This is a genomic window from Burkholderia sp. 4NA327C6 (assembly GCF_005502655.1).
In the GTDB taxonomy this organism is placed as follows: domain Bacteria; phylum Pseudomonadota; class Gammaproteobacteria; order Burkholderiales; family Burkholderiaceae; genus Burkholderia; species Burkholderia contaminans.
This window is the reverse complement of sequence record NZ_SCNZ01000039.1, coordinates 63,988-77,234: the sequence shown is the minus strand read 5'-3', so window position 1 is coordinate 77,234 and position 13,247 is coordinate 63,988. Positions and strand designations below refer to the sequence as shown.

At 66.4% G+C, this 13,247-nt stretch carries 9 protein-coding genes; all 9 read left to right on the top strand.

The window, feature by feature from the left end:
• Positions 1-297 (top strand): hypothetical protein (locus FFS49_RS42425; protein WP_212746509.1); only part of this gene is annotated, 297 nt, incomplete at its 5' end.
• A gap of 590 nt (positions 298-887) precedes the next feature.
• Positions 888-2,105, top strand: coding sequence for a UDP-N-acetylglucosamine 2-epimerase (non-hydrolyzing) (gene wecB, locus FFS49_RS30730; RefSeq protein ID WP_105816877.1), 1,218 nt, complete (start codon positions 888-890; stop codon positions 2,103-2,105).
• 677 nt (positions 2,106-2,782) lie between these two features.
• Positions 2,783-3,244: a (2Fe-2S)-binding protein gene (locus FFS49_RS30725; protein ID WP_039347615.1), complete on the top strand. Its 462-nt coding sequence runs from the start codon at positions 2,783-2,785 to the stop codon at positions 3,242-3,244.
• Positions 3,241-5,565, top strand: a complete 2,325-nt coding sequence (locus FFS49_RS30720) for a molybdopterin cofactor-binding domain-containing protein (RefSeq protein WP_105816876.1) — start codon at positions 3,241-3,243, stop codon at positions 5,563-5,565. Before FFS49_RS30725 ends, FFS49_RS30720 begins: the two co-directional genes overlap by 4 nt.
• Before the next feature lie 734 nt (positions 5,566-6,299).
• Complete coding sequence (locus FFS49_RS30715; RefSeq protein ID WP_071334261.1) at positions 6,300-6,542, top strand: hypothetical protein; 243 nt, start codon at positions 6,300-6,302, stop codon at positions 6,540-6,542.
• 164 nt (positions 6,543-6,706) lie between these two features.
• Entirely contained in the window at positions 6,707-7,978 is a 1,272-nt protein-coding gene (locus FFS49_RS30710) for an HlyD family efflux transporter periplasmic adaptor subunit (RefSeq protein ID WP_071334262.1), read from the top strand.
• An 11-nt stretch (positions 7,979-7,989) separates the two neighbouring features.
• A complete protein-coding gene (locus FFS49_RS30705; protein ID WP_105816875.1) occupies positions 7,990-10,209 on the top strand; it encodes a peptidase domain-containing ABC transporter in 2,220 nt (739 codons plus the stop codon).
• Complete coding sequence (locus FFS49_RS30700) at positions 10,210-11,643, top strand: TolC family protein (protein ID WP_105816874.1); 1,434 nt, start codon at positions 10,210-10,212, stop codon at positions 11,641-11,643.
• Complete coding sequence (locus FFS49_RS30695) at positions 11,625-13,244, top strand: acyltransferase domain-containing protein (RefSeq protein WP_105816873.1); 1,620 nt, start codon at positions 11,625-11,627, stop codon at positions 13,242-13,244. The genes FFS49_RS30700 and FFS49_RS30695 overlap by 19 nt, the downstream gene beginning before the upstream one ends.
• Positions 13,245-13,247: the final 3 nt, after the last annotated feature.

Below are 13,247 nucleotides of genomic sequence, written 5' to 3'. Positions count from 1 at the left end.
ATTCAACGAAGAATCAGCGTGCGCACCGGCCGAATGCCCGCATGTGATCGGCGTCGCAGCATGTGCGTGTCGTGCGTCGAGCGGATTGTCTGCGGAACCTGCACCGCCTCGGCAGTGCGACGCCACGCGGTGATGGGCATCGCGCTGTTCGTTGCGTGTGCGCAGGCTGGAATGCCGGTGCGCTTCAAGAGGGCGCGTGCGTTGCATGGGCCGGACTTCGATGCATCAACCTCGTTCCGGACCAGCGTTACACATTCGCAACATTTCACACCCCGTCGATTCGTGCGACGTGAATGACGTTGCGTGTCGGGTTGATCCATCGAGCATGGCCACGGCCAGACAATCGATCGCGCCGCCGGCTGCACAGACAATAGTGGCGGATCAAGGAGGCGCAACGCGTTTCGACGGATGCGAGCGATTCGATGCGCAACGGACGCTCGACGTGCGTTCGATGTTTGTCGGACCACGCCGTCGAAGGGATCGCGCGACTGCCTCGATGTTTGCCTGTATCGCGCTTGATTGGCGCTGCGAAACGCGTAGCAGTTATGAAACATTCCATCGCGTACCGCGCGTGTGCGGTGCATGCGGCTTGAACCGGATACGGTCGCGGGGCGGCTGGTTTGAATATTGCTGTAGAGGAAAGGACGTGACGATCGGACGCGACGCATGGCCAAGCGACGAACGAATCATCACGTGACTGATCAAGCGCAACGGGATGCTGGTAGTACGACGATTCGCATGGCGTAGACCGAGCGAACCGGGCGGCGCGCTCGCTCCGCGACACCGCAGTGTGTCGACCGCGTGCGAGTACGGGAGGTGCCGCCTGAATACATGCTTCGCGCCACGAGCGGGGTCATTCAGCGCGAAACGGCTCAACGAGGATAACGATGAAGAAGATTTTGCTTGTGTTCGGGACTCGGCCGGAGGCCATCAAGATGGCACCGCTGGTGCGTGCATTGAAGGCACAAGCAGGTGTCGACGCCAGGGTATGCGTGACCGCGCAGCACCGCGAAATGCTCGATCAGGTGCTGACGCTGTTCGACATCAAGCCCGACTACGATCTCAACGTGATGCGGCAAAGTCAGACGCTGACCGACGTCACGACCGGCATTCTGCAGGCAATCGGCATCGTGTTCGACGAATTGCGTCCGGACGTCGTGCTGGTACACGGCGATACGACGACCACGCTCGCGGTCAGTCTCGCGGCGTTCTACCGCTATTTGCCGGTCGGGCACGTGGAGGCCGGCTTGCGTAGTGGTGACATCTGGTCGCCCTGGCCGGAGGAACTGAACCGCCGTGTGACCGACGCAGTGTCGTCGTGGCATTTCGCACCGACCGGGCAAGCACGCGACAACCTGCTCAGCGAGGGGGTACCGGGCGGGGCGGTCGTGCTGACCGGCAATACCGTGATCGATGCGCTGCACGAGGTCAAGCGCATGCTCGATCACACCACGACGTTGTCGGAGAAGGTCGCGAGGCAGTTTCCGTTTCTCGAACCGTCGCGGCGCGTCGTGTTGATCACCGGGCATCGTCGCGAAAGTTTCGGCGAGCCGTTCCAGCATTTCTGCGATGCGCTGTGCACGCTCGCGAACCGCTATCCCGACGCGCAGTTCGTCTATCCGCTGCACATGAATCCGAACGTGCGGGAGCCGGCGCGCGCACGGCTCGGCCACCTGCCGAACATCTACCTGATCGAACCGCAGGAGTATCTGTCGTTCGTATTCCTGATGTCGCGCGCGCATTTCATCATCACCGATTCGGGCGGTATTCAGGAAGAAGGGCCCGCGCTGGGCAAGCCGGTGCTGGTCACGCGCGAGACGACGGAGCGGCCCGAGGCCATCCAGGCCGGCACCGCGCGGCTCGTCGGCACCGATCAGGAGCGGATCGTGTGGGAGGCGTCGCGTCTGTTCGACAGCGACAGCGCGTACGGGGAAATGGCGCACGCGAGCAATCCGTACGGCGACGGTCATGCGAGCGAGCGGATCGTTCACGCGCTGATGCGCAATCCGGGGGTATCCACGAAGGCGACGAGCTTTTCGATGGGCGCGTCGGAGATGCCGTTCAACGCGCTCACGCTGGGCTTGCAGGCGTTGCGATCGCCGTGAGCATGGTGGGTGCCCGCATGCCGTACGAGCGGGATGCCCGGCGATCACTCGAGCGCCGATCGAGGCCACGCAGGTCGGGAACCGTGCCGGGTCACCCGGCGCGCCATCGTTCACGGCCTGCGTCGGTATTCCATTGAAGCGCATTCAATCCGCTTGAAGCACTGGCGCTCGACGTGTGCGTCAGTCGGTCCCGCTCGCATGGCAAACGTCGTGCGTCATCGATTCCCTTTCAACATCCCCCCGGTTTGTCTCTCGCCCGTACCGATATGCACCGGCGACGCAAAACCGCCGCACATCAGTTAGAGTTGGAGCCCGGACGATTCCGCATACGATTGTGGCGCCCCCGAGCAATGTCGAAGTCGCGGGGGCCGAACGTGGCACGCAAGGGCTGCGATCCGAGCCGCCATTTCTGGCAGTCCCGCCATGATCGCGTTGCCTGAGTGACGGTTTGCATGGGGCAGAATCCGGGCTGGTGCGGCCCGCTATCAATCCGGATCGCATGCCCGATAGCCATCCTTGGCCAGCTGCACCGACAACAATGCATTGATCGCCGGTCCTGCCGGCGGAGCAGTCCACAAGACGGCATCGGGCCGGCGCAGCAGTGCGCACCCTCCGCCGTTCGAATCCCCACCCGGCACCCGTGGTGCGATGCGGGCGCCTCGACCAGGAGGTGAACGATGATCACGCTGACCGTCAACGGTAGCGAGCAGCACTTCGACGGCAATCCCGACATGCCGTTGCTCTGGTATCTGCGCGACGTCCTCGGCCATACCGGCACCAAGTTCGGCTGCGGCATGGCGCTGTGCGGCGCATGCACCGTGCACGTCGACGGCGTTGCGATCCGGTCGTGCATCACCCCGGTCGCGGCCGCTTCCGGCAAGCGTGTGACGACGATCGAGGGACTGTCGACGAACCTCGATCATCCGCTGCAGCAGGCGTGGCAGGAACTGAACGTCGCGCAGTGCGGCTACTGCCAGTCCGGGCAGATCATGCAGGCCGCATCGCTGCTGAAGACGAATCCCCATCCGACCGACGCCGACATCGACGATGCGATGTCCGGCAACATCTGCCGCTGCGGCACCTACACGCGCATTCGCGCTGCGATCCGCCTGGCTGTACGCCGCGGAGGTGCCGCATGAGCGCGCCCGAACTCTCCGTTCATAACGAAAGCCGTCGCGCGCTGCTGCTCGGCTTCGCCTCCGGCGGGCTGCTGCTCGCGTTCGGCGTGCCGTCGCTCGTTCACGCGGCCGTGCCGGTGCAGCCGCCCGTCAGCGCGAATCCTCAATTCGGCGGCGCCGGGATGCCGCACGGGTTGCGCGACGATCCGCACCTGTTCGTCGCGATCGCACCGGACGGCACGGTCACCGTGACCTGCATCCGGTCCGAGATGGGGCAGGGTGTGCGCACGAGCGTCGCGCTCGTGGTGGCGGACGAACTGGGCGCCGACTGGGCGCGCGTGAAGGTCGCGCAGGCCGTGGGCGACGAGCCGCGCTACGGCAACCAGAACACCGACGGATCGCGCAGCCTGCGCCAGAGCTTCGCCGCGCTGCGCCGCGCGGGCGCGGCCGCGCGCACGATGCTCGAACAGGCGGCCGCCGCAGCGTGGGGCGTCGATGCGCGTCAGGTCAAGGCGACGGTGCACGAGGTCGTCGACACGAAGAGCGGGCGCAAGCTCGGCTTCGGCGCACTGGCCGCGAAGGCAGCTGCGCTGCCGACGCCGGATCCGGCCACGGTGGCGCTGAAGGCGCCGGCCGAATTCCGCTATATCGGCAAGGGCGAAACGGCGCTGATCGACGGGCGCGACATCGTCGGCGGCCGTGCGCACTACGGGATCGACACGCGGCTCGACGGGATGCTCTATGCGGTCGTCGCGCGACCGCCTGCCTACGGTGACACGGTCGCATCTTTCGATGCATCGGCGGCGGAGAAGCTGCCGGGTGTCGTCAAGGTCGTGCAGCTTGCGCCGACACCGCTGCCGTCCGGTTTCCAGCCGCTCGGCGGCGTGGCCGTCGTCGCGCGCGATACGTGGACGGCGATCCAGGCACGCGCGCAACTGAAGATCGACTGGACGGGCGGGCCCAACGCGAACTACGATTCCGCCGCGTATCGCGAGACGCTCGAAGCGGCTGCCGCGCAACCGGGTGACGTGATCCGCAACGACGGCGATGCAGCGGCGGCGCTGGCCGGCGCCGCGAAGCGCGTGCGCGCGACGTACTACATCCCGCATCTCGCGCACGCGACGATGGAGCCGCCCGCGGCCGTTGCACGCGTGGCCGACGGCCGCTGCGAAGTGTGGACCTGCACGCAGGCGCCGCAGACCACGCGCGACGAGGTCGCGAAGGCGCTCGGGTTGCCGACGGAACGCGTGACGGTCAACGTGACGCTGCTCGGCGGCGGTTTTGGGAGGAAGTCGAAGCCCGACTACGTGGTGGAGGCGGCGTTGCTGTCGAAGGCAGCGGGCGCGCCCGTCAAGCTGACGTTCACGCGCGAGGATGACATCGCGCATGACTATTTCCACGCAGTGTCGCTCGAGGCGTTCGACGGCGGGATCGATGCATCGGGGAAGGTGGTCGCATGGCAGCATCGCACGGTCGCGCCGTCGATCCAGTCGACGTTCAGGGCCGGGATCGTGCATGAGCAGCCGGGCGAGCTCGCGCAGGGCATCGCAGACCTGCCGTTCGCGATTCCGAACGTGCGGATCGAGAATCCGGCCGCGCAAGCGCACACGCGGATCGGCTGGTTCCGCTCGGTCTACAACATCCCGCATGCGTTCGGTATCCAGAGTTTCGTGTCGGAGCTGGCGCACGAGGCCGGTCGCGACCCGAAGGATTTCCTGCTTGAACTGATCGGGCCCGCGCGGCGTTTCGAGCCGCACATCACGGTGAAGAACGCGAATTACGGCGAGGATCCGGCGCTGTATCCGATCGATACCGGCCGGCTGCGGCGTGTGGTCGAGACGGTCGCGCGCGGAGCAGGCTGGGGGCGCAAGCTGCCGAAGGGCCACGGGCTCGGCATTGCCGCGCATCGCAGCTTCGTGTCGTACACGGCGGCGGTGTGCGAGGTGCAGGTCGATGCCGACGGCAAGATCACGGTGCCGCGAGTCGACATCGCGATCGACTGCGGGCCGCAGGTCAATCCGGAGCGTGTACGCTCGCAGCTCGAGGGCGCGGTGGTGATGGGGCTCGGCATCGCGCTGCACGGCGAGATCACGTTCAAGGACGGCCATCCGGAGCAGAGCAACTTCAACGGCTTCCAGGTGCTGCGCATGAACGAGGCGCCGCGCGAAATCCGCGTGCATCTCGTCGCGCCGGACGATTTTGCGACGCCGCTCGGCGGTGTGGGCGAGCCGGGCCTGCCGCCCGTTGCGCCGGCGCTGACCAATGCGATCTTCGCGGCGACCGGCACGCGCATCCGCAGCCTGCCGGTTGCCGATCAGCTCGCGAAGCCGAAAGCGGGGTAACGACACGTTGAGCGCCGGGACGGCCGGATGGCCCCCGGCGCGTGTTTCCTGGCGGCCCGCCTCATCGCATGCCGTTCATTCACGCCGTGTATCGGCATGCCAGCTCGACGAATTCCGCCCGTGATTCAACCACCCGGGCCCGTGCCATCCGGAATCAACTGCCGGGTTTCAATCACGGCATTCGAGCTCCGCATTATCAATGAAAATAGAATAAATCGCCTGCGGACATCGGGTTTGCCCCATGGTGCGGTATCGTACAAAGAGCGTCCGAAAATTAACCGATCATTGGCGCGTCGAATTCAGTGTTGTAAAGAAATCGGTTCTTTCGATGAATGGCATTAGCGTTTAATCATTTCAGGTCGATCCTCGGGCTGATATTCATTTTCCTTTTTCATGGCGTGCGCGACGTTGCGGCGCCGATGAGTGATGGCGCGCATGTTCCGAATTGTCGTGCCGGACGCCGGGCGGGCAGGGGTTTAATCGCCTGTCGACAGGGCGGGCCGATCGGGTAGCGATTGAAGGCGGGCATAAAACGAAACGGTCGATCGATACTTTCGATTCGACGGGATCGTGCTCGTCATTCGGTGATTGGATTAATTCAATCGGGTTAAAGCGATTTGGTTGCGTCACCGGAAAATAACAGGTGTTTAACGTATTGATCCACGTCGCAATTGCGGCGTCGTTCGATGCCTCGCTAGATGGGTTATCTAGCATTCTCAATCTGGAGAAATGCAATGCAAGAACTGAATCATCAGGAAATCGCACAAGTTTCCGGCGGCTACTACAGCGGCCCGGGCATCCCGTCCGCGCTGGGCAACGTCATCGAATGGGCTGGCAGCACCGCCGAGAACATCGGCAATGCGCTGACGCTGGGCATTTTCGCGGCGCCGGTCAAGCAGGCCTACAACATCGGCGAAACGATCACGACCGCCGCCGTGAACCTGCTCGACGGCCTGTTCGGCGGCCCGCAGTACTAAGGCACCCGCGTTGAGGCAACGCGGCAATCGCCGCGTTTCCAGACGATGGAACCGACGATCCGGTATGCACGGGTCTTCTTTGTATACCGGATCGCTTGTGCCCGTTCCCGCGCGTGGAAGCGGGATGAGCGCTGATTCCGATATTTGGCGATACGTTGGCGAAGATGGAGTTCGGTCTCTTTCGTTCTGAAGCGGCACAGGCCCAACGCAGGCGCGTGCTGGGCGACATCGTGCTGGTGCGCCCGCTGTCGACGACGCTGCTGACGGTCGCGGCGATGGTCATGGCGACCTGCGTGGTGCTGTTCTTCACGTTCGGCACGTATACGCGGCGCACGACGGTCGCCGGGGTGGTGATGCCGGATTCGGGGCTGGTCAAGGTTTATGCATTGCAGCCGGGTATCGTCGTCGAGCGCGACGTGAAGGAAGGGCAGCACGTGACGCGCGGACAGACGCTGTATGCGGTGTCGACCGACCTGCAAAGTGCGGCGCAGGGCGCGACGCAGGCCGCGTTGATCGCGCAGGCGCAGCAGCGCAAGGCGTCTCTGCTGTCGGAAATGGACAAGACGCGCAGTTTGCAACAGGACGAGCGCGACACGCTGCGCGCGAAGATCGCGAACCTGAAAGGCGCACTCGCGCAAATCGACGACCAGCTCGCGGCCCAGCGGCTGCGCACGTCGATCGCGGCCGATGGCGCCACGCGCTATCGCGGCTTGCTCGCGCAGGATTACATCTCGAAGGACCAGGCGCAGCAGCGCGAGGCCGACCTGCTCGACCAGCAGTCGAAGCTGAACGGGTTGCTGCGCGACCGGGCATCGACGCTGCAGTCGCTCACCGAGGCGAGCAACGAACTGGCGGGGCTCGGCTTCAAGCAGCAGAACCAGCTCGCGCAGATCGGCCGCAACGTGATCGACGTCGACCAGAACCTGATCGAAAGCGAGGCGAAGCGCCGGATCGTCGTCACCGCGCCCGAGGCGGGCATCGTGACGGCCGCGATCGCCGACGTCGGCCAGTCGGTCGATACGTCCCGCCCGCTCGCGAGCGTCGTGCCGGGCGGCGCGCACTGGCAGGCGCACCTGTTCGTGCCGAGCGCGGCGATCGGCTTCGTGCGGGTCGGCGAGCCGGTGCGGGTTCGCTACCAGGCATTCCCTTACCAGAAGTTCGGCCAGTACCCGGCCACGGTCGTGTCGATCGCGCGTACGGCGCTGTCGGCAACCGAACTCGCGAACGACGGCGGCCCGGCGGCTACGCCCGGCGAGCAGCGCGACGCGACCTTCTACCGCGTGATCGTCGCGCTCGACGCGCAGCACGTGACCGCGTACGGCGCGAAACAACCGTTGCAGGCCGGCATGACGCTGCAGGCGGACATCCTGCAGGAACGCAGGCGCCTGTACGAGTGGGTGCTCGAGCCGCTGTATAGCCTGACCGGCAAACTCTGACGAGCACGCGCATGGCATTACTCGATCGACTTTCGTTTGGCCTCGGCCGCAAGCTGCCGATGGTCCTGCAGACCGAAGCTGCCGAATGCGGCCTCGCCTGTCTCGCGATGGTGGCCGGCTATCACGGCCACCACGTGGATCTCGCGACGCTGCGCGGGCAATTTCCCGTATCGCTGAAGGGGGCTGGGCTCGGACGCGTGATCGAGGTCGCGCAGCGGCTGTTGCTCGGTACGCGCGCGGTGAAGCTCGACATGGATCAGCTCGGCCAGTTGCGCCTGCCGTGCCTGCTCCACTGGAACTTCAATCACTTCGTCGTGCTGAAGGAAGTGAACGGCAAGACCGCGACGATTCACGATCCGTCGCACGGCATCCGCAAGATCTCGCTCGCCGACGTCTCGCGCGCGTTCACCGGCGTCGCGCTTGAATTGTGGCCGACCTCCGGTTTCGCGCCGCGCGCGGCGCGGCCGGCGGTCAAGTTGCGCGAACTGCTGGGCCCGGTGTCGGGGCTGTCGCGATCGCTCGCACAGATCCTGCTGCTGGCGATTGCGCTCGAAATCTTCATGCTCGTGCAGCCGTTTTTCCTGCAGTGGGTGATCGACGAGGTGATCGTCAGCGCCGATCGCGATCTGCTGACGGTGCTCGCACTCGGCTTCGGCCTGTTGCTGCTGATGCAGCAGGCGACCGGCGCGATTCGCGCGTGGGCGCTGATGTACGTCGGCGTCACGCTCAACATTCAATGGCGCGCGAACGTGTTCACGCATCTGCTGAGCCTGCCGGTGCGCTATTACGAACGGCGCCATCTCGGCGACGTCGTGTCGCGCTTCGGCTCGATCGACACGATCCAGCAGACGCTGACCACGTCGTTTCTCGGCGCGGTGATCGACGGGCTGATGACGCTCGTCACACTCGCGATGATGTTCGTCTACAGCCGTGTGCTCGGCCTCGTCGCGCTGGCGGCGATGGCGCTGTACGCGCTCGTACGGTGGCTGTGGTACGCCCCGCTGCGGCGCGCGACGGAGGACCAGATCGTGCACGCGGCCAAGCAGCAGAGCCATTTCCTCGAGACGGTGCGCGGCGTGAAGACGATCAAGCTGTTCAACCGCCAGATGGAGCGTCGCGCGAGCTGGATTACGCTGCTGGTCGAGCAGGTCAACGCGAGCCTGCACGTGCAGAAGCTGCAGATCTTCTATCAGCAGCTCAACGGGCTGTTGTTCGGCATCGAGAACGTGCTGGTCATCTGGCTCGGCGCGCGGATGGTGATGGACGGCCAGTTCACGGTCGGCGTGCTGATGGCGTTCAACGCGTACAAGAGTCAGTTCGACAGCCGGGTCGGCAGCCTGATCGACAAGTATTTCGAGGTCAAGATGCTGCAGTTGCAGGGCGAGCGGCTGGCCGACATCGTGTTCGCCGAAGCGGAACCCGACGCGAGCCTGCGCAACGTGCCGGGCGAGGCGGACGCGCTCGATGCCGGCATCGAGATCGACGCGCTGTCGTTCCGCTATGCGGACGGCGAGCCGCTGGTGCTGGACGGCGTCAGCGCGATGATCGCGGCGGGCGAATCGGTCGCGATCGTCGGACAGTCGGGTTGCGGCAAGACGACGCTGATCAGCGTGCTGCTCGGGATTCACGAGCCGACGAGCGGCGCCGTGCGCATCGGCGGGCTCGACGTGGCGCGGCTCGGCATCGAGCGGTTGCGCCGGCTGGTCGGCACGGTGCTGCAGGACGACGTGCTGTTCGCGGGTTCGATCGCCGACAACATCAGCTTCTTCGACCCCGAAGCGGACCCGCGCTGGGTGGCCGAATGCGCGCGCGTCGCAGCCGTGCACGACGACATCGCGGCGATGCCGATGGGCTACAACACGCTCGTCGGAGACATGGGCACGGTGCTGTCGGGCGGCCAGAAGCAGCGCGTGCTGCTGGCGCGTGCGCTGTACAAGCGGCCGCGCATCCTGGTGCTCGACGAAGCGACCAGCCATCTCGACATTCAGCGCGAGATGCAGGTCAACGCGGCCGTCACGCAGCTCGCGATGACACGGCTCATCGTCGCGCACCGGCCGGAGACGATCGCGTCCGCGCAGCGCGTGATCATGCTGCAGGGAGGGAAGGTCGTGCTCGACCAGTCGACCGCAGCCATGCGTGCGGCGGCGGCGAAGTCGGCCGCCGGCGTGCCGGCTGCGACGCAACAGGCGACGCACGATGCCGGCCCGGTACAGCCGGTCGCAGGACGGTAAATGATGAAACGACCATTCGTCATCGTGCTGGCTGCCGTCGCGCTCGCGGCGGCGTCGCCGCCCGCGTGCGCGCAGTTGATGCTCGACGTCTATCGCACGCGCGACGACGTCGCGGCGACGCAGGCCGGGTCGATGGTGTCGGCCACCGCGTGCGGCGCACGGCGCATCGACGACCGGCCGCTGGCTCTGGAGGACGCGATCCTGCAGGCGATCTGTACGCATCCGCAACTGAGCCGCACGTGGGCGGACGCGCGCGCGGCGACGGCCGAGGTCGGCGTGTCGAAGGCCGCGTACCTGCCGACGCTGAATGCGACGGCCGGCATCGAGCGCGACAACGTGAACACGACCTACACCGGGGATTTTTCGAACGGGCAGCGCAGTACCAGCCGCTACGGCATGCTCAACCTGAGCTGGGTGCTGTTCGACTTCGGCAAGCGCGGCGCGAACCTCGACCGTGCGCGCGCGTTGCTGCGCGCGGCCAACGCGACGCACGACGACGCACTGCAGAACGTCTTCTACAACGCGGCGCAGGCGTTCTACGCGCTGCGCGACGCGCAGGCGGCGCTCGAGGCCGCGCAGGCGGTCGAACACGCGGCCCAGGAGAGCCTCGCCGAAGCAAGCGCGCGACACGACGGCGGCGCGGGCACGCTCGGCGACGCGTTGCAGGCGCAGACGACCTATCGCAAGGCGCTGCTCGACCGCGTGAGCGCGGAGGGCGACCTGCAGAACGCGATCGGCACGCTCGCGACGACGCTCGGCGTCGACGCCGACACGCCGCTGCGCATCGCCGACGCGGACCCGTCGCCCGATCGCGACGACTTCACGCGCGGCGTCGCGACCCTGATCGCTGAAGCGAAGCGCGATCACCCGAAGCTGGTCGCCGCGCGCGCGAAGCTCGACGCGGCGCGCGACCAGATCCGCACGGTGCGCGCGCAGTCGCTGCCGACGATTTCGCTGACGGGCAGCCTCTCGCGCAACAACCCGTCATACCAGCAGCAGCCTTCGCTGTTCCAGTTGCAGAGCAGTCGCGGCAATTCGATCGGCATCCAGATCTCGATACCGTTGTTCGAGGGGTTCGCGTCCGGGTATCGGATCGCGGAGGCAAAGGCGCAGGCGGACGCGCAGGAAGCCGACGTGCGCAATACCGAACTACAGGTGTCGCTCGACGTGTGGAAGAGTTACCAGAGCCTGCAGACCGACACGGCGAACCTCGACAACTCGCAGCATCTGCTCGACACCGCGCTGCATTCGCTCGACATCGCGCGCGGGCGCTACAAGGCCGGGGTCGGCACGTTTACGGATCTGCTGAACGCGCAGTCGGCGCTCGCCGATGCGCGCCGGCAGCGCGTGCTCGCGGTGTCGAAATGGCGGACCGCGAGACTGAAGCTGGCCGAGAGCCTTGGGAGGTTGGGATTATGGAACGACGCGGGTTGAACGACGCCGGGCTGAACGCGGCTGTTGCGGAGGCGCGCGGCTGCGCGTTCCTGTTCCCGGGACAGGGGGCGTTCTATGCGGGCGCGCTGCGACAACTGGGCCGCGAACACCGCAGCGTGCGTCAGGTGCTCGACACGATCGACGCGGTCGCGCGCGAACGGCTCGGCCGTCCGCTGACGGGCGCGCTGTGGCGCGACGATGCGGGCCTCGACACGTGGTTGCGCGAAGCGCCCGACCTGTTGCAGCTCGGCATCTTCGGCACGTCGGTCGCGATGTTTGGCGTGCTGCATGCGTGCGGCGTCAGGCCCGACGTGCTGATCGGACACAGCTTCGGCGAGATCGCGGCGCTGGTGTGCGGCGGCATGTATTCGATCGAGCAGGGCGCGCGGATCGTGTGCGACCGGATCGCCTCGCTGCAGGCAGCCGCGCCGGCCGACGGCATGATGGCCGCGATCGCCGCGGACGCGGACGCGACGCGCGCGCTGATCGACTCGAGCGCGATCACGCACGCGGTGCGCAACGTCTGCGTCGCGGTCGAGAACCACGCATCGCAGACCGTCGTGTCCGGCCCGCGCGACGCGCTGGAACGTTTTGTCGCAGCGTGCGCGGCGCACGGCGTCGCTGCGCAGACGCTCAGGTCTCCGTACGGCTTTCATCACCCCGATCTGGCTGGCGCGCGCATGCAGTTCGCCGCGCGGCTTGCCGCATACCGTCCCGTCCCGCTTGCGATTCCGGTGTATTCGCCGATTCTCGGCCGCCGCTACAGCAGCATCGACGATCCGGGGGCGCGGCTCGCATCGCATTTCGTGCTGCCGGTGCGGTTTGCGGACGCGATTCGCGCCGCGCGCGCGGACGGCATCGCGCGATATGTCGAATGCGGCGCGCTCAATGCGCTGGCGCGCATCGTCGTGCGCATCGCGGGGCCCGGCGCGGTCAGGACGTTCGGCGGCCCGTCGAACGAGGCAGAGGAATCGAGCGTCGTCACGACGATCACCCGTTATTTCCAGGAGGACAGCATCATGAAAGACGATATTCGCATCGGCAATGCAGGCTCCGGTTTCGACGCGTTCTGGCATGCGCGTGGACCGCACATCGTCGACTGGCTCAAGGGCGAACTGCGTCACGCGTTCGACGTGGCAAACGCGGCACCGGCCGGCGCCGCACCGGCACCCACGCCGATCGCGCCGCAGCCGGGCCCGATCGCCGCGTCTGCGCCGCGCCTCGCGGCCGTGGGCGGGCCCGCGCTGACGGCGGTTCCGGCGCCGTCGGCGCCGCATGATCCGGGCGTGGCCATGACGGCGGTCGCGGCACCCGGGGCATCGGCGGCGCGCCCCGCACACGTGCCGCGCGAGCAGCTGTTCTCGGAACTCGTCGATATCTACGCGCAGGCGATGGAATATCCGGCCGAGGTGTTCTCCGAATCGATCGAGCTGGAAGCCGAGCTCGGCATCGACTCCGTCAAGCAGACCGAGATCATCCAGCGCATCACGACACGCTACGCATTGCCGCCGCTGCCCGCGAATTTCCGCAGCGGCGATTTCAAGGCGATGGGGCAGATCGTCGATTTCGTCTACGAGAACCAGGGAAAGGCGGCCGCCTGACGG